The following is an 18644-nucleotide window of genomic DNA, read 5'->3' on the forward strand; positions in this document are numbered from 1 at the left end:
GCTCACTTTAACCGCCTTGCTCAACTGTAAATAAACGAACGGAGTTTTTATGACTGTTGCAACCAACACGACTACGTCCAATCAAGGTTCCACTGCTTATGGCGTACATTCAGAAGTGGGTACGCTGCGGAAAGTGATGGTGTGTGCCCCCGGTTTGGCTCACACTCGACTGACTCCCACCAATTGCGACGATTTGCTGTTTGATGATGTGATGTGGGTGGATAACGCTAAGCGCGACCACTACGATTTCGTCTTGAAAATGCGCGATCGCGGCGTGGAAGTCGTGGAAATGCACAATCTCTTGGCGGAAACTCTGGATAAGCCAGAAGCCAAAAAATGGTTGTTAGACCAGCAAATCACCCCCAATGAAGTTGGAGTGGGACTGATGGAGGATGTCCGATCCTTTCTGGAAAGTCTACCTTCTCGGCAGCTCGCAGAGTTCATGATCGGCGGACTTTCCGTTGTCGATATGCCTGAAGACTTCGGCAGTCAAATGCTGAAGCTGTCCCGCGAGGAGTTTGGCATGGCGGGATATCTGCTGCCCCCCTTGCCCAACACTTTATACACCCGCGACACCACCTGCTGGATTTATGGCGGTGTGACACTAAACCCGCTCTATTGGCCCGCTCGCCACGAAGAAACGCTGCTGACCACCGCCATTTACAAGTTCCATCCCAGCTTTGGAGCGGATAAGGTGAATGTGTGGTGGGGCGATCCAACTCAAAACTTCGGGTCTGCCACCATCGAAGGCGGCGATGTGATGCCCATCGGCAATGGCAATTTGCTGATTGGTATGAGCGAGCGCACCTCCCGCCAGGGAATTACCCAACTGGCGGCAGCCCTATTTGCCAAAGGTGCAGTGGAACGCGTGATTGTGGCCGGAATGCCCAAGCTGCGATCGGCGATGCACCTGGATACGGTGTTTACGTTTTGCGATCGCGATGTCGTCACTCTCTTTCCCCAAATCATGGATCGAGTGGTAACCTTCTCGCTCCGACCCAGCGACAAAGCTCCTGGCTACGAGTTGACCAAAGAAACGGAACCATTTGTGGATGTGGTTGCGGCGGCATTGAATTTCAAAAAACTGCGCGTGGTAGAAACCGCTGGTAATCCTTATGCCATGGAGCGGCAACAGTGGGATAGCGGTAATAACATGGTGGCGATCGCCCCTGGAGTCGTCTTTGCCTACGATCGCAACACTCTCACCAATACCGCTCTCCGCAAAGAGGGCGTCGAAGTGATCACGATCGTCGGAGCAGAACTGGGTCGTGGACGCGGTGGTGGACATTGCATGACCTGTCCGATCGTTCGAGATGCTGTTGATTTCTAAACACGCGATGTGCAACTAAAGAAACTGAAAAAAACTCACAGCCGAGAATGTTAGAAAATAGGACGGTAGTGATGCAAAGTAATGTTTAGGCGCGAAGCAAGGCATTGTAATGATTTATGAAATACCAAATAGCTCCTACATGATTCTCTAACTTCTTAGAAAAAGATAATGACTGGCGCACCAGTCTGCCAATTCTTTGCCGCAAAGTATTGTTAAGTCTTTCGATATAGCTGGTCTTACCAGTTTCTTTGCCAACCGCCTGATGGCGCTTCCTCAGCAAAATCAGAGCGTAAGCTTCCCAAAAATCGGTATAACATAACGCACATTGACGATAGACTGCAGGTATTGATTGCCATAGCTTCTTGGCGGAGCGACGAGAGCGATCGCCGATATAGGCCCCCACAATTTCGCGGGTATTAGCATCAAGAGCCAACCAAACCCATTTTTTGTGCTGTTTACTACCTACAAACGACCACATCTCATCTAACTGAATCGTCAGCTTTCCCACCGCTTTGGGCTTAACCTCAACTTGCTGGGGGACATCTTTGTATTTGCGATTGACATAGAGTTGTAACTACCGCGCCGATACGCCTGTGATTCTGACGATTGCCGCGAGTGCTAGACGTTCGAGCAACAGTTTATCAATGAGAGCGCGGATGGCTGCATCAATGGGTTGTTTTGTGGGATTTTCCACAAACTGCCGACCGCATTCTTGGCACTTGAATCTTGGTTTGCCATAGTGTGTTTTTCCGTATTTGATGATTTGTGGCGATCCGCATTTGGGGCAGTTCATTTATATGCTTAAAATGATTGACTGTTATAGATTACAGGAGAAACATTACTTTGCATCACTACCACCCCTGCGTGGGGGCGCAGCCCCCACACTCCCTGTCCTAAGAGATCTGTCTATGGCTATAAAAGCAAAGGTCTTCGGAAATACCCGAAGACCGCTATTCTAGTAAAGGTAAATTCTCTAAGAAGTCATATCAAGAACTTCAACTATTGAATTTAATCTTTAAGTTTGAGTAACTGGTTCAACCTTGGTATAAGATAGAACCCCTTCAACTCCGGCAAAAGTTCCTGACAGGGGGAACCCTCTCTGCTCGTCTGTCAAAATTGCCACAATGGGAATAATTAAGTCTTGGATATTCTTTGGGTCGTCAATGTATACACCCATCTGGATGTGACCGTCGGTTGCCCGTGCCGTCCCTGTAAACTTGCTATTGATGTCGGCTTGAGAAATAAAAGCAGTTACTTTTATATCAGAGTGCGGCGGCACCGTCACCTTCGTGCTCTGCGACCAGGTGCGAGACTCTGTTTGGGTCCAAGATTGATTGGCGGTAAAAGATACTTCAGCATCTAGCGAGACTTCACCTTCACCAATAATCGGTAGCCCTGCTTTAAACTTTGCCGATGCACCAACCTTCAATCCCTCACTAAAGCCAAAAGTAAAGCTTTCCGTAAGAGTTTTCGAGTATGTGAAAGTGTCATCTAAACTGCTCGTTCCGGTATCGTTAGTATAGATTCGTTCGCCCACAATCTCAGGTGTATAGTTCGTAACTACGTCGGAGTATTTAAAATCAACAAGATCGACATAGACTTCGTAGCAGTCAACCCAAGCAATCGATTTAAACTTACTGACATCAATCGTACTTGTTTGGGCTACATATTCCTTTACTTTAAGGAAAATATTATCTGTATCATTGAGAATAATCGATTCGATTTGTTTTTGAACATCAATCTCTGTTGTATTTGTCGTCATGAGTTCCATAAGGCAACCTCTTGAATCACAATGAATTTAGATTATCTCAAAGCTCAATCTCATGCATCTGCTAATTGTCATTTCCTATGGATTACAATTGTCATTTCCGTCTCTAAGGAGATTTCTAGTAAATAAAATCCCCGTAGGGGGCAGGTTTTGCAGTTTATAGCGGTTTTCAGATCGGAACAAGTAGGGGGTTTGGGGGCAATGCCCCCAAGAAGGGGTTCCACCCCTTTACCCCATCAATAAAACCCGTTCTCAATTGAAAAATGCTATATCTTTGGTTAAAACCATCAGGCTTGGGCTAAACCTGCCCCTACACCTAGGTATATTGTTTCGTAGAAATCTCCTAAGTCAGTGTGGGGGCAATCGCGAGATCGCTCAATCGCTTTTTCTCTTAGAAGACAAGATTCAAAACCACATAAAGAGGGATTCTTAGACTATGATGGGTAAGTCCTCATAAATTTGGCAGAACTTTCTACACGACTATTGCAATTTCCCCTCAACTTTGTTAACCTAAAAAAGACCGTTCGGTCTGTGAATTGCCAGCTTAATGCTTAACCGCAAATCTAAATGTAAAAGCAAAGTTTGAGTGCCCAATAGTAACGTCACAGTAATGCCGAAGAAACCACCAAAAGCCCAGGAGACTAAGGAGAAGATTCTGAAACAGTCAGCCGCTTTGTTTAACCAATTTGGCTACGCTGGCTCTTCCATGTCCGATATTATGCGCGTTACTGGCTTGCAAAAAGGAGGTATCTACAACCACTTTAAAAGTAAAGACGAACTGGCATTACAGGCTTTTGACTACGCGATCGCCCGTGCCACCCAGCGATCGCTAATAGCACTCAAGGGCAAACATCACGCGATCGAGCGCCTCCAAGCTCTAATTGTGGAATTCCAAAATATTCTTGACGACCCGCCAATTGCAGGTGGTTGCCCCATCCTGAATACTGCAGTTGAGAGCGATGACGCTTATCCCGCTCTGCGCCAACGCGTGCAGACAGCAATGGATAACTGGCGATCGCTAATTGGCAAGATCGTCAACAAAGGTATTGCGAAAGGCGAAATCTGTAATTCCGTGGAGTCTGATGTCGTGGCGACAGTTTTGATATCGACTATAGAAGGAGCAGTGATGTTGAGCAAACTGTATGGCGATATTACGCATATGCATAGAGCGATCGCGCATCTGAATGAATATATTTCATGTCTAGGGATTAAATAGGAATTAAAGAGGAGAATTAAATTCATGAATATTGCGAGCGGAGGTAAGAATCAACGTAATGTTGCATTAATGATTCTACTAGTCGTTAATTTGTCGGCAACGATTTTGCACTACAGTGATAATTTTCTCTTTTTTGATAAATATCCCGCCCCAGTTTGGATGCAGCCGCACCATGTCTATATTGCCTGGCTGGTATTAGCACCGTTTTCTCTGATTGGATATATCCTCTATACAAAACGGAATTTCTGGGCTGCCTATTTATGCCTATTTATCTATTCTCTTACAAGCACGGGTGGCATTGCACATTACTTTTTTGGTTCCGTTGCCGCGTTCTCTACGAAAATGCACGTTTTTATCTGGTTTGAGGAACTGACTGGGTGGATATTACTAGGTTTTATATTCTGGTCGTCTCTAATCCGCAAAGAGTGGAGCGAGCAGTTATCTCTTCAGTAAATCTATTGGGAGTCTGAAAGCATGTCAGAATCTTTGCGAAAAACAAGGCCGTTTGAAGTCGAATCTCGCGCCATTTCTCCGTTTTGCGAAGGTCGTCGAGTTTAGGATTTGGTGTAGCGCAGGAAGCGATCGCGACAACGCTGTATGCTCCCTTTAGCATAGGGAATGCTGTCGGGTGCGAGTAACTTAAAGTTTTGCAAGTTTTCTTGGAAAGGCAGCGTGGCAATTTTGTTGTTTACAGAGTCCATGGGGAAAGGCAGGTATAGAGCTTCACCAACGATCGCGCTATCTTTGACAGTACCTCTGAAGCAACTGAAATCGCTGGAGTTAGCCACAAAAAACTCACCAAATACTCGATCGCCAGCCTTCTGAATCACGTAGATTTCAGCTCCAGCCAGTTGAATATCGGGGTGCTTGCTGCGATCTGGTAATTTAGAGGAGAAAATGTAGTTGCCGTCTGGTAAATTCTGGATGGCAGTTGGCTCCGCTAAAGTTGGTAGCCCAAACAGGATCGCAATCGCCGCGATGCCAAGATTTTTGCAGCGCCTGATGGTGTTCATATCCTATCTGCGTACCGGGGATTTCAATGCTTCTCCTATACTTCTATTCTATAAAATTGCCTAATGAATTAAGTTGTCTGTATCTATGGGCGAGATTTCTTTTGACGTACATCAAGCGCGGATGGATCTAGCGATCGCTCTTGCTCGACAAGCTGGCGAGCAGGGCGAAATTCCAGTTGGTGCTGCGATCTTTGGCATAGACGGACAGATATTGGGGATGGGGGAAAATCGCAAAGAACGAGATCGCGACCCCACCGCCCATGCAGAAATACTTGCCATCCGCGCTGCTGCCAGGACTTGTCAAAATTGGTATTTAAGTGGTAGTTCCCTCTACGTCACGCTGGAGCCATGTCCTATGTGTGCGGGCGCGATCGTGCAAGCCAGGATCGGCACTCTCGTTTATGGGGCTGACGATCCTAAAACTGGGGCAATTCGCACGGTAATTAATATTCCCGATAGTGCGGCATCGTTCCATCACCTACAGGCGATCGCTGGCATACGGGAGCTTGAATGTCAGGAATTGCTACAATCCTGGTTTCGGCAACACCGCCAAAAGCTATAGCCAATCGGCTTAGGACGGGGCACAGCCCCCACACACCTGTCTTACCTGTCTTAACAGATCGGTCTATGGCTATACAACAAAATACAAAGAGAAATGACATGTATCCCCATAAGCGTACAGTTTTTAGAGCTATCTGCTAAATTATTCAAGAACTTAGGAATAGCAATTTGTCGTGCGATCGAGATAGGTCTAGATAACTCATCTTTGTCCTGCGTCATCTCCAAATTGCCCTGGTTAGTAGACTGAATTCAAGCAAGAATATGGATCCTAGTAAATTAACTGAAATAGGCGTAGGGATAGGCATCAAAGTAATTGGTGCAATTATCTTTTGGTTCGTGGGACGATGGTTGATCGATCTAGCCATCAAGCTGGCTTCCAGAGGCATGAGGATCAGGCAGGTCGAGCCAACCGTGATCAGCTATGCTGGTTCAACCATTGCTGTGATGCTCAATATTGTCTTAGTGGTGGCAATTCTGGGGTATTTTGGCATTGAAACCACCTCCTTTGCCGCCCTACTAGCTGCTGCTGGCTTTGCGATTGGAGCAGCATGGAGCGGTTTACTAGCCAATTTTGCCGCTGGCGCTTTTTTAATCGTGCTGCAACCGTTTAAAGTCGGTGACTTTATCACTGGCGGAGGTGTAACAGGTACTGTTAGAGAAATTGGGTTGTTTGTGACTAAAATTGATACCCTCGATAATGTTATGACTATGGTTGGAAACAACAAACTGTTTTCCGATAACATCCAAAATTTCTCAACTAACCCCTATCGTCGCGTCGATTTAGTCGCCCAACTCAACCATGCTGTGAATCACGAAGAAGCCATTCGCATTCTTCGTGAGAGGCTGGCAAACATTCCCAATGTTTTATCAGAGCCTGCCCCAGATGTTGAAATTCTAGAATTTAATTTAGCGGGGCCAGTGCTGGCGGTACGCCCTTACTGTAATAACCAGCATTACTGGCAAGTGTACTTTAACACCAACGAAGTAATTCGCGAGTCCTTTGGCGCTGCTGGCTTCCCAGCACCAGAACAGCATTATTTTGTACGTCGTTCTGCTTGAATTGCTCAAGTTAGCGATCGCCCTTCCCCCAGAGGGCTACATTTCTGATTTGCCGATCGAGTAAGGTGGGCGCTGCCCACCCTACAAATGTAGGCTAAGCTATTAAAGCTAACTAAATTTTCATAGTCAGAAAGCAAATATGCCTAAACGTTATACGGTTGATTCGTCGCAAATTATTCGTCGGGTTGAGGATCTAGTGGCAGCATCCTCTAATCGCTACCGCATCACCGTACAAGTAGCATTACGTGCTAAGAACAGGCGCTATGAGATGGACGATTATGACGATCGCGCCATGAAACCCATTTTGCGTGCCATTATTGAAATGTCTGACGAACTCACGCAGCCGGAAATTTTAAGCGATTGAAAATTAGCTTTTAGCAGTCAGCTTTTTTACAAGTACTCGGCTTTAGACTGAAGTAAGGGCAAGTTTAGTCAGAAATCTTTGACCTTTAATAGTATCGCTTTTACAAAACTTGCCCCTATGCCAATGGACTTTCGCAGTAACGTGTATGGTAAGCTCTCCGCAAGATTCGGCACCCGATCGCAAATTCCTCACACCTGAAGAAGCCCATGCCGTAGATGGTGCCATGCTATCTACAATGGAAAAGTTCATGACCCGCATTACCATTTCCTCTGTGCGGGTGTTGTCGCATATCGCACAGTCATACGGGCTACATGTTGAAGAACTCCAAACCAGTCAGATCGTCGCATGGATTGAGAGCGATGCCAAAATCAGGCGCGAACAAGGTGAGGCTGCGGCATTTCTGCAATGGTCGAGTGGTAGCGATCGCGACGTAGAACTGGACTTTGCCGATACTAGGGAAGACGAGGTAACGGGTGCAAATCTTACTAGTTATGAGAAATTTTTGACAAGAATGACGATATCGGCCAAGCAAGCTTCGATCCCGATCGCGAAGGCATACGATCTCCACGTCGAGCAGCTTAGCGCCGCACAAATTATTGCATGGTTCGAGCAAGATGCCCGCCGAAAACGAGAGGGCAAGAGCGATGAAGACATATAGTAGTAGCTAATACCAAATTCGTCTGAATTATCCCTATATTGTCTGGCGACTAGAATGGGATTTGATACCAAATCCGCATTAATTGCCCCTCTAATTGCCTGGCGACTGGAAGTCGCTGCTACACAAACAAAGTCTGCCTGCGCAGACTCCAAGAAAAGGGGGGTAGGAAACCAGGATTTGGTATGACTATATAGCTGCCAACAGGCTTAGGACGGGGTGCAGGGGTTCCACCCCTGCTGCGTGGAGGCGCAGCTCCCACACCCCCTGTCCTAACAGATCTGTCTATGGCTATAGCTATAAGTTCAACGCTTTTCTAGCAAAATTTTTTCTAGCAAGTTATGGATCGAACGCAACTCGGTGAGGATGTCCTGCAGTAGTTGATTAGTCGCTGTAACAGCCGGTTCCTGTACTTGAATAGTCACCTGGGAAATTTTCAGCACGTCGCGAGCAAACCGCGATACTTCAGTGGGATGGAAGAGTAAAGGATCGTTTTTATCTTGACGTAGTTCGGGATTGAGCCGACGGGGATCGAAGGAAAGATTCAACTGTTGTGGATCGGTATTGGCATAGCGATAGATCGATGCCCGCGATCGCCCTAAGGTCTTTTGCACCGCCTCCACATCCATAAGTCCGTAACTGGAAGTAGGTACGTTGTAACTTGCATCTGTCATGATGTAGGGTTGTTCGATTGAGAACGGGTTCTATGGAGGGGGTGAAGGGGTTCTACCCTTCTTTGGGGGCAATGCCCCACCCCTACTCACCTCCGATCTGAAAACTGCTTAGTTGATAGGCTCAGGAGGTCTGTGCTTTCAGCCACGCCCAAGGAATGGTTGCAATTTTGTTGGGCGTGGGGACGTAGGCGCGATTGCCAAACACTTCGTATTTGTTTTTCTCGATGATATTGAGGATGTTGCGGTACAGGATCAAGGAAGTCCATACCGGCCACCTGGCATCGCGACACAGGGCAGAAACCCCTTTTTCGGCTTGCTCGTACATGTTACGCGCCCGCTCGATCTGGAAGCGCATGAGCCCAACCCAGCGATCGTCAACTACGCCGTTGAGCAAATCCTTTTCGGTGTAGTTGAATTTTTGTAACTCCTCAAGGGGAAGATAAATGCGTCCGCGTCTGGCATCTTCGCCAATATCGCGCAGGATATTGGTTAGTTGCATGGCAACACCGAGGGCGATCGCCGCTTCGGTAGCCGCATTTACAGTGGCAGGATCGGTAGCTTCAAAACCCATTACTGCGGCTGACATTAACCCGACGGTACCAGCAACGCGATAGCAGTACAGATACAGATCGTCGTAGGTGTGGTAGCGATCGTAGTTGAGATCCATCCGCATACCCGCAATCATGTCTTTAAATGGCTGGATCGCAATGGGGTATGTTTTGACCGTATCCGCGAGGGCGACATCTGGGGCATTGGCGGGACTGCCACTAAAAGCTGATTCTAACTGAGCTTCCCAGTCCGCAAGGGTCTGTGGTGTAGTAGTATCGGCTTGAATGCCATCTACCAACTCATCGGTACGACGGCACCAAGCGTACAAAGCCCAAATCGCACGGCGCTTAGCTTCGGACATTAACATGGTGCCAAGATAAAAAGTCTTAGCATACTTGGCGGTGATGCACCGACACATTTCGTATGCTTCGGACAGGGAAACTGAAGGACGCATTCCCATCGGATTAGGCAGTAGCTCTGGCAGCAATTGTTCGATCGGATGTTCTAGTAGGTTGAGCAGTTTGGTTGGGTGGCTGCTGATTAATAGCCTCTGCAGTCAGCTTACCAGAAAGTATGGCACCTTCCATACTGGCAAGATAACGTTGCATTGTAAAATCTCCCGTTAGGAAAAAGTTGGGTATCGGCGTAGTCTGGCTGGGGCGATGTGCTTGACAGCCCGGTTTAGCTTTGTAAACCGATCGCGGAGTCTTCACCACCTTGTACTTCAGCAATTTTGCGGCATGGGGAATTTGGTCTGGGAATAACTTGGCCAACTCCACCATCGTAGCCTCAATAATTGCCTCGTCGGACTTGCCAATCCATTCTGCCGCTGGGGCCAGGACTAGCTCCAGCATGGAGCGATCGGGGTTAGCGTACTCCTTGCAGGTATTGCTCATGTCAGCATAAACGCTGAGCAAGGGCGATCGCGAGAACAACAGGTGATCGACATCGGTCAACTTGCGATCGAACCACAAATGCAGGTTAATCACAGGTACACCCTCTAAACCGTCTAGATTAGCAAAATACGGCATCTTACGCCAAGTTTCTGGCAACATGAGCTTGAGCGGATCGATGGGCATGGCGGAAACGTAGACATCGGCAGCAAGGGAATAACTTTCCTGCCCAAGCGCACCGACGAGAAAATGCTTGACCGAACCATCCTCATGGAGGACAACTTCTCGTAAGGCTGTCTGTAGCTTGAGTTCGCCACCTCTAGCCGTGAAGTAATCGACCATGGGCTGACACAGGCGCTCCGGTGGGGCACCATCTAGGAATGCCATTTTCGAGCCATTGGTTTCCTGGAGGAAGCGATTGAGGGCGGTGAGGATCACGGTGGCGGAGATTTCGCCGGGGTTAATAAAATTTAACGCTTTGGACATGGCGATGAATACTTCTTCTTCTACACGTTTGGGGACACCCTGCAGTTGCAACCACTCGGAAAAGGAGTATTTGTCCATTGCTTCAACGTATTCCTGCCCGTTGACGATCGCCGGAAGTAACCCCAAGCCAAATTTAATCTTTTCCTCCCAGGTCAGCATATCGTTATTCCTGAGGATGGCGACAATGCCGTTGAGAGGGGCGGGAATCGGGGGAAAGTCATACCGAGATAGCTTGCCGCCCTGGTTTGGCATGTTAAAGAGCATGGTGTGCTGTTTCCACTGCAAGCGATCGCTAATATCCAGCTCTTTAAACAGTTGCAGTGTATTTCGGTAAGCGCCAAAGAAGATATGCAGCCCCGTTTCATACCAATCGCCATCTTCATCTTTCCAGGCGGCAACTTTACCGCCCAGCACGTTCTCGCGCTCCAGCACGATGGGGGTATGCCCCAAATCTGTTAAATACTTGGCACAGGATAACCCTGCTAGACCTGCTCCCGCGATCGCAACCCGCATATTTCCACTCACGTTTTTTCCTTGTTTATTCTACTTTGCAAAGCTTAACAATTCTGCAATTTCCTACAAAAAAATCACGAAAATTTATGGCGATCGCCCTACTCATTATCCCCACCTCGCAACTCTAACCGTGCCTTTGCCTGCGCGATCGCCAACCGCAACTTAGACTGGATCGCATCCTTTGGCGGCAACTGCAACCAATACTCCGCCACATGGATATTGTCTTGCTCTAAATCCATCAACTCCACCAACTCTGCATCCTTCCCACCACAAAGAATCAGCGCGATCGGCTCCTCCTCACCCGGTTCCCGCTCATATTTCGATAACCACTTCAAATACAGTTCGACCTGACCCTTATGCTCCGCTAAAAACTCGCCCAGCTTCAGCTCAATCAATACCAACCTCTTCAATTTACGGTGATAAAACAGCAGATCGATATAATAATCCCGTCCCCCAATTTGAATCCGCTTCTGGCGATCGATATAGGAAAACCCACCGCCCAACTCCAGCAAAAACCGCTCTAGCTCATACAAAATCCCATTCTCCAAATCCTTCTCGCTGAAGTTATCCTTCAAGTCGAGGAAATCCAGAAAATAGGGATCTTTAATGAACAACTGTGGACTCATCATCTGACGCTGACTCAACTGCTCTAACTCCTGCCGGATGACCTCTTCTGGTTGTTTGGCGATCGCCGTTCGTTCAAACAACATGCCATTCATGCGATCTCGCAACATCCGCACCGACCACCGTTCATTCGCGCACATCGTCGATAAAACTCACGTTTCAGCGCATCCTCCACCCGAATTAGCTCCACAAAATGCGACCAACTCAATTGTGCCGACACTGTCAGCACAATCTGCTCATCCGGAAACCGCTCATAAAAGCGCATCATTCGGAACAAATTACCGCGCCCAAATCCATTGCCATAGTCTTGGGATAGCTTTTTCGCCAAGCGATCGACGATGCCGCTGCCATACTCAGCCCGATCTTCAGTCACCAGGCTTGTTTTGATTGTTTTACCAACCTGCCAGTAAGTCAGCACCAACGTTTGATTGACCTGAGCCACAACTTGCGATCGCGATCGCTCAATCAGCACCTTGATACTTTCGTACAGTGCCTCATCATCGCCAAACGTCACCAATTCGGATGGATTACCAGACCTCATAGCTTAATCCTCGCTAATTTTTCAGCGATCGCTGATATCTAGCTCTTTTAAGTAGTCATCACTTTTCTCGCCACGCTTATTTCGCCATTTATACTTTTTCTGGTATTCACGACGTTGCTTTGTAATTTCGTACAAAACTATTCCTGATGTTGTGCCTAGATTCAGGCTCTCGATCGTGCCAAACATAGGGATGCTTACACACATTGCACTTCGCTTTACTGCTTCATCACTAATGCCTCTAGCTTCATTGCCGAACCATACTGCTAACTTGGTATAGATGGTGTAATCCACCTCATCCAAGACTTCATTCCTCATTCCCTTCACGTGTGGAGATGTAACAATAGAAATAAAGCGGTTTTTTTCTAGGTGTGTCAGGCAAGCCTCAGTGCTATCGAAGCGCTTAATGAAACTCCACTTGATTGCCGACACGGAAGTCTTAGATAGTGAATGTTTTTCCCTCATGTCATGCCAGTCATCCGGTAATGCACCTTTAGGATCTACCACGTAAGCCTTTTCCACTCCCAATGCGTTTACGTTCCTTATGACCGTCCCAATGTTTCTTATGTCATGGGGATCTTCTAGGACTGCAATCAGGTTCTTGCAAAGGTACGGTTTGATTTCGTCTGCACGCTCCCGTACCTTGCTTCTGCGTTTCGGTTTGTCTGGTTCTTCTGTCATATTCTCCCCTGATGCCTAATGTTCGCGCTCACCGGATGTAGATATGTTTTGCCACTCAACCGACTATTTGGGGGTATTTCGATACAGCGCGGCTGTTTGGGCTGCTTTTACTTGACTAGGTCTTGAAGCTAGAGATCTCTTATCTCCCCCAAGATAGGTATTGATGGCTGAGCTACAGCAAGAATCTCATCAAGTTTGGATGTATGTAGTCTACTAGAAAGGTTAAGTGCTGCAACAAAACGATCTCCTTTGACGCTACATGGCTATCGGCTCTCAAAAATGTGCGCGAAGATTACCCCCAAGCGCAATTTCCCGATACATGGCAGTTCGAGCGGGATATTGACGCATTCCTCAATGCTTATTTCTGGGACAGACAAGCGTAGTATTGGGCAGTGGGGCATCAGTTGTTTTTCCTCTCAGGTTAATTTCAGTTAAAGCTCAGGAGCCTTTTAACATCCAGTTGGTAGGATGAGACGTACTAGCAAGTATCACCTGTTATCTGCCCGTCGCAAGGGCTAGCAAGAGAGGAATAATAATGATTGATTTACCAGATGCATTGCGGCTCATGCACCCGGCGATCGCTGTAGCCATTGTGTTTCCAATAATTGGCATGACGCTGAATATGGCTTGGCAAGCGCGCCAGCGCCGCCTCCAAACCGTTGATGGCGGCAAAAGTAAGATCCCGCCCGTAGTGGGGCCAGAACACCTCAAACTCGGTCGCGTCCTCGCAGGCGCGGTTGTAGGGATTTGCTTGTTAGGACTGCTTCATCCCACGATTAAATACATTATTAAAGAAAATCTATGGGATAAAGATCGGTTCCAAGTAATTACCCTTGCCCTTTTAGGCATTGCTACGATCGCATCGTTAGTATTCCTGTACCAAGCCAGAGAGCGGATCTGGCGTGGCGTATTTGCTACTCTTACGGGTATGGGCGTGGTAATCCTGGGCTTGCAGGACAAAGTGTTTAATCGTCAGGGGTTTGGTGCTATATTTCGGCGCGATGATGAGTGGTTTGTGTCCCACTTTTACTCTGGTATTTTGGCAACCATGCTGATGATCTTTTCTCTCGCCATTATTCAAGATATTTATCAAGATCGTTCCAATCGCTGGCGTTTAGTGCATACTGTGCTCAACAGCATTGCCATTTTTTTATTCCTCGGACAAGCTATGACTGGCGTGCGAGATCTGCTTGAAATCCCCTTGGGATGGCAGGAACCTACTATTTATGGGTGCGACTTTAAAAATAAGGTTTGTCCGCCGTTCAAGCAGTCTAGCTCTGATGTGTTCCAAAATTATCGAAATTTATGAGTATTTCGTCTCTATTTGCAAGATTTGTGGATGCGATCGCCATCCAATTCACCCACCTAAAAAATCGGCAATTTGTAGGGTTGGCACTGCCCGCCTTACGGTTTAAAAATATTGCCAGCAGGTTACTGGTAGTTTTATTAGCTGTCGGTATGGGATTCTGGCTGACCAGTTGTGGGACAAGCCCGGAACAGTCGGCTAAAGCAACACCCGTCGATCCCGACTTTGAAGCCAAGGTGCTGGAGGTGATTCGGAAAAATCCGCAGGCGATCCTGGACTCAGTACAAGCATTTCAACAAAGTCAGAGAAAGCAACAAGAAGAAGCCCGCAATAAAATCTCGGAGCAACTCAGGGCTGAGCCGAGCTTAATTATTCGCGGATCGCCCGTCACTGGGTCTCCCAGTCAAAGGATCGTGATGGCAGAATTCTCTGATTTTCAGTGTCCTTTCTGTAGCAAAGCACATGCCACCGTGAAGGAGTTCATGGCGAAGCACAAAGATCGGGTGACCTTGACATACAAACACCTGCCATTAGTGGAAATTCATAAAGAAGCTATGCCATCAGCTCTAGCATCTTGGGCGGCATTCCAGCAGGGTAAATTCTGGGAATTTCACGATGCTTTATTTACCAATCAGGCACAGTTGGGCGAAAAGCTCTATGTGGCAAAGGCAACGGAGTTAGGTTTAGATCTGGCTAAATTTAATAAAGATCGCAACAGCCCTGAAGCTAAAGCCGCCATTGACAAGGATATCGAACTGGCGCGATCGCTGGGTGTAAATAGCACTCCCACATTCTTTATGAATGGCGTTGGTTTTGCTGGTGCTGTGGAGTTATCGGAAATGGAAGATGTTCTGTCAAAGGTACAGGCAGCGAAGAAATAGTTAGTCGTAGGATTAGTTGTAGGATGCGCGAGGCGATCGCCGTAACGCATCAATGAATAGTAAATATGTCCATTGCTCAGCGCTGCCGCACCGATCCGCAATTCCGTTTTTGGCTCAGTGTTGCCAGCATGGGTTTATTTTCGTTTCTGGTTCGCTTCTGGCGCTTGGATGCCATTGGCGGTCTGGTCTTTGATGAGGTGTATTACCCCAAATTTGCCTCAGACTATTTGCAGGGTAATCCCTTATTCGACGCGCACCCACCCCTCGGCAAATACATCATTGCCTTGGGAATTCAAATATTTGGCTATAACCCCTTTGGTTATCGCTGTTTCAGCGCGATCGCAGGTGCTCTCATCCCTCTAATTACCTGCGCGCTTGCCTATCAACTTGGTATGGGGCTGGGTCCTCAGTACCTGTCTCCCACAACCTGGGCATTACTAGCGGGTTGGTTTACGGCACTTGATGGCTTGCTGTTGGTGGAATCGCGCCTGGGGCTGATCAACATCTTCATTATCCTGTTTGGGATGCTCAGTCAGGTTTGCTTTGTGCTGGCGCTCAAGCAACAGCGATGTCGGTGGTTGCGATCGATCGCGGCGGGCATAATGCTGGGTGCGTCGTGCAGCGTGAAGTGGAACGGTCTGGCATATTTGTTGGGAATGCTCGCGATCGCGGCGATCGTGGGGTTGCGATACGGCAAGAGACTCAAGCTGTGGCGATTGCTGCTAGTTATTTTTATAGTTGTTCTGGTAGCCGTAGGAACGTATTTGTCGATTTGGATACCGCACCTACAAATTAATCCTGCCACCAATCTAGAGCGATTGCGGTCGTTGATTTTAGAATTTCCTCCGATTGTGCAGGCACTAATCCTCTGGTTTAAGGGGTTGTACGACCTGCACGTCCAGATTTTTAATTTTCATGCCAACCTGGGTGCAAATACATCGGAGCCAGTCCATCCCTACTGCTCTACCTGGTGGGGCTGGCCGTGGATGTTGCGACCGATCGCCTACTATTTCAAAACTCATGCCGATGGCACGGTTACCTATATCAACGCGATGGGCAATCCCATTCTCTACTGGCTGGGGGCGATCGCGATCCTGCTGTGTGCGTTCGTATTGCTGTATCAATTAATTCGCAAACTGAGCCGCGATCGTTGGACTAAAAATAATTTCATACTTAATGACTTCCCGACTTTAATTCCCGTCTACCTAATCGCTAGTTTTGCGGGGCACTATTTACCCTGGAGTCTCAGTCGTCGCTGCATATTTTTGTACCACTACATGCCCGCTTCTGTATTCGCATTTATGGCGATCGCCTACGTGACGGCCTGGTGCAGTGCCCAGGATATCCCCATTCTGCAACAGAGCGGCAAATTTATTGTGGCCGCGATCGCGCTGGCGTTTCTGTTCTGGTCGCCAATATATCTAGGTCTGACCATTCCAATCTGGTATCAAAGTCTCTTGCTTTGGTTCCCAAGTTGGGCTTAGACAGGGCTAAAAATCAAAATAAATGAATGGCAAGGTTTTTTGTGGGCTAAACATGGCAGCCAAATAAAGGCTTAAAGGTACTAAAAATAACTTGACCTGCCAGTGGAGATGCCAGCGAACGCGATCGCAACGGTAAGCTACCAACATGGCAATTACAATACCGACAAGTAGGAGTGCGATCTGGCTAGCGCTAACGCCCAAAGATTCCAGATAGATCTTTTGGGCAAATTGCGGATCTGCCACCTTGCCCCACAAGCGGAGAAATGCCGTTTGAGCATCCAGAAAGTTGGGTAAGCGAAATGGCAGCCAGCTAACTATGACAAAAAACTGAGTAATCGCGATCGCCACAATTTGCCCTGCCCAGGAATGCCATAAAGCTGCTAAGCGTCTGAAACGGGCACAGGCGATCGTGGTGATGCGGTGCCCCACCAGCAGCAGGCCGTGCAAAGCACCCCAGATTATAAACCCCCAGTTCGCACCGTGCCAGATGCCTGCTAAGAACATCACAATTAATAAGTTAATACAGGTTCTGACATTCCCTTGCCTGGAACCACCCAAGGGAATGTACAGATAATCTCGCAGCCAGTCCCCCAACGTGATGTGCCAACGTCGCCAAAAAGTACTGATGCTGTTAGTAAAGTAAGGAAAGTCAAAATTGCGCGGTAGGTTAAACCCCAACAACAAAGCACTGCCCCGCCCCATATCCACATAGCCGCTAAAGTCAAAGTAAATTTGTAAGGCAAAAGCACACAGAGCGAGCCATAGATCGGCGCTACCAGCGCGATCGATATTACTGAAGTTAAGATCGACCAACGTGCCCAAATTGTCTGCCAGCACGGCTTTCTTAAAAGCACCACAGCCAATCAGCCATAACCCTTCAGCAATATGCTCCGGCAAAGGGCGAGGCCGAAAAGCTAACTGCGGTGCAAACTCCTGGTATCGTACGATTGGCCCCGCTAAAAGTTTGGCAAACAGAGTTTTATATACAGCAAAGTCAAGAAAACTTTGCGATCGCGCCTCGCCTTTGTAAACGTCAACCAGGTAGGCGATCGTTTCAAATGTAAAAAAACTAATGAAGATAGGAGCCACGAAGTTACTACTTGCCCAGCTAGTCAACTCTTGGGCAGGTTGCCAGCCAGTCGTACTGCCCAAAATACTGGCGAAAAATGGTACGTACTTAAAACCAATTAAGATTGCCAGGTTAAGGCAAATACCAAATCCTAATAGCAAAGCTTTGAAGCGCTGCCTGCTGTTTTTAATCGCTAATCCCAAGCCAAAGTTAACAGCGGTACTGCCAAGCATTAGCCATACAAACTGCATCTGGATTTGCGCATAAAAACCTAAACTCGCCGTTAGTAAAACTAACAAGCGAGTTTGGAGATGGGGAATTAACCAATAGAGACAGGTGAGACCGAGTAGAAAAAAGCCGTATTCAGGTGACAAAAATCCCATGCCTAGCCTATAAGTTCTGGTTTAGTTTTTTGTTTGGCCGCAAGGTGCATGGGCACCCAACTAGGTAAAGTGGGGCTTGAGTCCTGCACCTGCAACTGCACGCAAGGAATCATATCTGAAAGTATAGAGCTTGCCATCATCCCCGTATGAATTTCTAGCTGAGCGGTTGGTACCGCCTCAAAAATCAGATGTTGGCCGGGAAACACTACTCGCTCAAAATACCAATTTGATATGTTGGTAATGCGAGCAATCTGTATTTTGCTGGTGGCATTGACATAGCAGCAAACTATTTTACTGTTATGTCCGGGTACTGGATCTAAAATTTGAGGCATAGTTTTATTCATTTATTAAATAAGGAGCAGTTTAAAAAAATTTAATTTTGACATTCCCAGTATTTTAACCAGAATGCTTGGGATCCTAGACTAGAGAAATGCTTTAACCATAAGATTTAGCCCCACACCCATTCATGACTTTACGATCTGAATTTGACTCACTATTTCTGTAAATCCAAAGCTGGTATAGCAGTTTGCGAGTGAGTACGTACATGCACGTGTACTAAGGTAACTGAAGAAGAAGCCCGTAAAAAGCTGACTGCTG

20 protein-coding genes and 1 pseudogene are annotated in these 18644 nt (G+C 47.4%); 10 read left to right on the plus strand and 11 right to left on the minus strand.

Annotated features, from left to right (window positions below):
• Positions 1–49: 49 nt before the first annotated feature.
• The gene (gene arcA / locus PSE6802_RS0120345) at positions 50–1330 is read left to right on the plus strand and encodes an arginine deiminase (protein WP_019501885.1); all 1281 of its coding nucleotides are present in this window, start codon (positions 50–52) and stop codon (positions 1328–1330) included.
• Between the two features lie 85 nt (positions 1331–1415).
• Here the strand turns inward: arcA and PSE6802_RS32770 are convergent.
• Together PSE6802_RS32770 and PSE6802_RS0120360 are read right to left on the minus strand one after the other, a co-directional pair.
• A pseudogene (locus tag PSE6802_RS32770) lies at positions 1416–2123 on the minus strand (IS1 family transposase).
• 222 nt (positions 2124–2345) lie between these two features.
• Positions 2346–3092, minus strand: coding sequence for an ETX/MTX2 family pore-forming toxin (locus tag PSE6802_RS0120360; protein ID WP_225902689.1), 747 nt, complete (start codon positions 3090–3092; stop codon positions 2346–2348).
• 616 nt (positions 3093–3708) lie between these two features.
• Between PSE6802_RS0120360 and PSE6802_RS0120365 the strand changes: the two genes are divergently transcribed.
• Both PSE6802_RS0120365 and PSE6802_RS0120370 read left to right on the plus strand, forming a co-directional pair.
• Positions 3709–4314, plus strand: coding sequence for a TetR/AcrR family transcriptional regulator (locus tag PSE6802_RS0120365; RefSeq protein WP_019501889.1), 606 nt, complete (start codon positions 3709–3711; stop codon positions 4312–4314).
• A 24-nt stretch (positions 4315–4338) separates the two neighbouring features.
• Positions 4339–4767: a hypothetical protein gene (locus PSE6802_RS0120370; protein WP_019501890.1), complete on the plus strand. Its 429-nt coding sequence runs from the start codon at positions 4339–4341 to the stop codon at positions 4765–4767.
• A 101-nt stretch (positions 4768–4868) separates the two neighbouring features.
• Here the strand turns inward: PSE6802_RS0120370 and PSE6802_RS0120375 are convergent, their stop codons facing one another.
• Positions 4869–5327 carry a hypothetical protein gene (locus tag PSE6802_RS0120375; protein WP_019501891.1) on the minus strand — a complete coding sequence of 153 codons (459 nt, stop codon included), beginning with the start codon at positions 5325–5327 and terminating at the stop codon, positions 4869–4871.
• Positions 5328–5412: 85 nt separating this feature from the next.
• Between PSE6802_RS0120375 and PSE6802_RS0120380 the strand changes: the two genes are divergently transcribed.
• The 4 genes from PSE6802_RS0120380 to PSE6802_RS35475 all read left to right on the plus strand — a co-directional run bounded on the left by PSE6802_RS0120380 (position 5413) and on the right by PSE6802_RS35475 (position 7969).
• A complete protein-coding gene (locus PSE6802_RS0120380; protein ID WP_019501892.1) occupies positions 5413–5889 on the plus strand; it encodes a nucleoside deaminase in 477 nt (158 codons plus the stop codon).
• Between the two features lie 260 nt (positions 5890–6149).
• Positions 6150–6947, plus strand: a complete 798-nt coding sequence (locus PSE6802_RS0120385) for a mechanosensitive ion channel family protein (protein WP_019501893.1) — start codon at positions 6150–6152, stop codon at positions 6945–6947.
• Between the two features lie 139 nt (positions 6948–7086).
• On the plus strand, positions 7087–7311 hold the full coding sequence (locus PSE6802_RS0120390; protein ID WP_019501894.1) for a DNA-directed RNA polymerase subunit omega: 225 nt from the start codon (positions 7087–7089) through the stop codon (positions 7309–7311).
• Positions 7312–7456: 145 nt separating this feature from the next.
• Positions 7457–7969 (plus strand): hypothetical protein, encoded by a 513-nt coding sequence (locus tag PSE6802_RS35475; RefSeq protein WP_019501895.1) that lies wholly within the window; start codon positions 7457–7459, stop codon positions 7967–7969.
• A gap of 302 nt (positions 7970–8271) precedes the next feature.
• Here the strand turns inward: PSE6802_RS35475 and PSE6802_RS0120400 are convergent, their stop codons facing one another.
• From PSE6802_RS0120400 to PSE6802_RS0120420, 6 genes are all read right to left on the minus strand, one after another.
• Positions 8272–8640, minus strand: coding sequence for a hypothetical protein (locus PSE6802_RS0120400; protein ID WP_026103440.1), 369 nt, complete (start codon positions 8638–8640; stop codon positions 8272–8274).
• A 121-nt stretch (positions 8641–8761) separates the two neighbouring features.
• On the minus strand, positions 8762–9649 hold the full coding sequence (locus PSE6802_RS0120405; protein WP_156815607.1) for a phytoene synthase: 888 nt from the start codon (positions 9647–9649) through the stop codon (positions 8762–8764).
• A gap of 4 nt (positions 9650–9653) precedes the next feature.
• Complete coding sequence (gene pds, locus PSE6802_RS0120410; protein ID WP_019501898.1) at positions 9654–11081, minus strand: 15-cis-phytoene desaturase; 1428 nt, start codon at positions 11079–11081, stop codon at positions 9654–9656.
• Between the two features lie 98 nt (positions 11082–11179).
• A complete protein-coding gene (locus PSE6802_RS35480; RefSeq protein ID WP_202950718.1) occupies positions 11180–11845 on the minus strand; it encodes a PDDEXK nuclease domain-containing protein in 666 nt (221 codons plus the stop codon).
• Positions 11797–12246 carry a DUF1016 N-terminal domain-containing protein gene (locus PSE6802_RS35485; RefSeq protein WP_202950719.1) on the minus strand — a complete coding sequence of 150 codons (450 nt, stop codon included), beginning with the start codon at positions 12244–12246 and terminating at the stop codon, positions 11797–11799. The genes PSE6802_RS35480 and PSE6802_RS35485 overlap by 49 nt, the downstream gene beginning before the upstream one ends.
• Positions 12247–12267: 21 nt before the next feature.
• Positions 12268–12924 carry a TrmH family RNA methyltransferase gene (locus PSE6802_RS0120420; RefSeq protein ID WP_019501899.1) on the minus strand — a complete coding sequence of 219 codons (657 nt, stop codon included), beginning with the start codon at positions 12922–12924 and terminating at the stop codon, positions 12268–12270.
• A 535-nt stretch (positions 12925–13459) separates the two neighbouring features.
• On the opposite strand from PSE6802_RS0120420, the gene PSE6802_RS29825 reads away from it, so the two are divergent.
• The 3 genes from PSE6802_RS29825 (at position 13460) to PSE6802_RS0120435 (ending at position 16595) form a co-directional block, all read left to right on the plus strand.
• Entirely contained in the window at positions 13460–14233 is a 774-nt protein-coding gene (locus PSE6802_RS29825) for a DUF4079 domain-containing protein (protein WP_019501900.1), read from the plus strand.
• Positions 14230–15111, plus strand: a complete 882-nt coding sequence (locus tag PSE6802_RS0120430) for a DsbA family protein (protein WP_019501901.1) — start codon at positions 14230–14232, stop codon at positions 15109–15111. Before PSE6802_RS29825 ends, PSE6802_RS0120430 begins: the two co-directional genes overlap by 4 nt.
• Positions 15112–15176: 65 nt before the next feature.
• Entirely contained in the window at positions 15177–16595 is a 1419-nt protein-coding gene (locus PSE6802_RS0120435) for a dolichyl-phosphate-mannose--protein mannosyltransferase (RefSeq protein WP_019501902.1), read from the plus strand.
• A gap of 6 nt (positions 16596–16601) precedes the next feature.
• Here PSE6802_RS0120435 and PSE6802_RS0120440 read toward each other — a convergent pair whose 3' ends face one another.
• Together PSE6802_RS0120440 and PSE6802_RS0120445 are read right to left on the minus strand one after the other, a co-directional pair.
• The gene (locus PSE6802_RS0120440) at positions 16602–18047 is read right to left on the minus strand and encodes an MBOAT family O-acyltransferase (RefSeq protein WP_019501903.1); all 1446 of its coding nucleotides are present in this window, start codon (positions 18045–18047) and stop codon (positions 16602–16604) included.
• A 2-nt stretch (positions 18048–18049) separates the two neighbouring features.
• Positions 18050–18379 (minus strand): DUF1830 domain-containing protein, encoded by a 330-nt coding sequence (locus PSE6802_RS0120445; RefSeq protein WP_036945690.1) that lies wholly within the window; start codon positions 18377–18379, stop codon positions 18050–18052.
• Positions 18380–18644: the final 265 nt, after the last annotated feature.

It is taken from the genome of Pseudanabaena sp. PCC 6802 (assembly GCF_000332175.1).
In the GTDB taxonomy this organism is placed as follows: Bacteria; Cyanobacteriota; Cyanobacteriia; order Pseudanabaenales; family Pseudanabaenaceae; genus PCC-6802.

Excerpts from the sequence above, each read along its gene's own strand:
- PSE6802_RS0120445 (WP_036945690.1), bottom strand. The coding sequence starts at position 18,379 with ATGCCTCAAATTTTAGATCCAGTACCCGGACATAACAGTAAAATAGTT.
- PSE6802_RS35485 (WP_202950719.1), bottom strand. The coding sequence starts at position 12,246 with ATGAGGTCTGGTAATCCATCCGAATTGGTGACGTTTGGCGATGATGAG.
- PSE6802_RS0120405 (WP_156815607.1), bottom strand. The coding sequence starts at position 9,649 with ATGGGAATGCGTCCTTCAGTTTCCCTGTCCGAAGCATACGAAATGTGT.
- PSE6802_RS29825 (WP_019501900.1), top strand. The coding sequence starts at position 13,460 with ATGATTGATTTACCAGATGCATTGCGGCTCATGCACCCGGCGATCGCT.
- PSE6802_RS35475 (WP_019501895.1), top strand. The coding sequence starts at position 7,457 with ATGGTAAGCTCTCCGCAAGATTCGGCACCCGATCGCAAATTCCTCACA.
- PSE6802_RS0120430 (WP_019501901.1), top strand. The coding sequence starts at position 14,230 with ATGAGTATTTCGTCTCTATTTGCAAGATTTGTGGATGCGATCGCCATC.
- PSE6802_RS0120435 (WP_019501902.1), top strand. The coding sequence starts at position 15,177 with ATGTCCATTGCTCAGCGCTGCCGCACCGATCCGCAATTCCGTTTTTGG.
- PSE6802_RS0120420 (WP_019501899.1), bottom strand. The coding sequence starts at position 12,924 with ATGACAGAAGAACCAGACAAACCGAAACGCAGAAGCAAGGTACGGGAG.
- PSE6802_RS0120440 (WP_019501903.1), bottom strand. The coding sequence starts at position 18,047 with ATGGGATTTTTGTCACCTGAATACGGCTTTTTTCTACTCGGTCTCACC.
- PSE6802_RS0120390 (WP_019501894.1), top strand. The coding sequence starts at position 7,087 with ATGCCTAAACGTTATACGGTTGATTCGTCGCAAATTATTCGTCGGGTT.
- PSE6802_RS35480 (WP_202950718.1), bottom strand. The coding sequence starts at position 11,845 with ATGTGCGCGAATGAACGGTGGTCGGTGCGGATGTTGCGAGATCGCATG.
- PSE6802_RS0120380 (WP_019501892.1), top strand. The coding sequence starts at position 5,413 with ATGGGCGAGATTTCTTTTGACGTACATCAAGCGCGGATGGATCTAGCG.
- PSE6802_RS0120370 (WP_019501890.1), top strand. The coding sequence starts at position 4,339 with ATGAATATTGCGAGCGGAGGTAAGAATCAACGTAATGTTGCATTAATG.
- PSE6802_RS0120385 (WP_019501893.1), top strand. The coding sequence starts at position 6,150 with ATGGATCCTAGTAAATTAACTGAAATAGGCGTAGGGATAGGCATCAAA.
- arcA (WP_019501885.1), top strand. The coding sequence starts at position 50 with ATGACTGTTGCAACCAACACGACTACGTCCAATCAAGGTTCCACTGCT.
- PSE6802_RS0120365 (WP_019501889.1), top strand. The coding sequence starts at position 3,709 with ATGCCGAAGAAACCACCAAAAGCCCAGGAGACTAAGGAGAAGATTCTG.
- pds (WP_019501898.1), bottom strand. The coding sequence starts at position 11,081 with ATGCGGGTTGCGATCGCGGGAGCAGGTCTAGCAGGGTTATCCTGTGCC.
- PSE6802_RS0120360 (WP_225902689.1), bottom strand. The coding sequence starts at position 3,092 with ATGACGACAAATACAACAGAGATTGATGTTCAAAAACAAATCGAATCG.
- PSE6802_RS0120400 (WP_026103440.1), bottom strand. The coding sequence starts at position 8,640 with ATGACAGATGCAAGTTACAACGTACCTACTTCCAGTTACGGACTTATG.
- PSE6802_RS0120375 (WP_019501891.1), bottom strand. The coding sequence starts at position 5,327 with ATGAACACCATCAGGCGCTGCAAAAATCTTGGCATCGCGGCGATTGCG.